Source organism: Candidatus Melainabacteria bacterium RIFOXYA2_FULL_32_9, assembly GCA_001784615.1.
GTDB lineage: Bacteria > Cyanobacteriota > Vampirovibrionia > Gastranaerophilales > UBA9579 > UBA9579.
On sequence record MFRQ01000021.1, the window covers coordinates 302 to 503 of the forward strand.

General features: G+C 39.6%; 1 pseudogene. It reads right to left on the reverse strand.

From position 1 onward, the window contains the following. Positions 1-202, reverse strand: a pseudogene (locus tag A2255_03190) (beta-aspartyl-peptidase).

The following is a 202-nucleotide window of genomic DNA, read 5'->3' on the forward strand; positions in this document are numbered from 1 at the left end:
GTGAATCACCAATTCTCCCTGCCATTTTATTAGTCAAACCTCCAGTGGACGTTCCGGCAGCAAGATTTCCATATTTATCAAGAGCAACACAGCCGACGGTTTCGGTTTTCTCTTTTATTTTCAAAAGTTGCTGGTATCTTATTTCCGTATCGAAGTATTCATTCGGAACCAATTCAATTCCCATTTTCTCTGCAAACTTTTC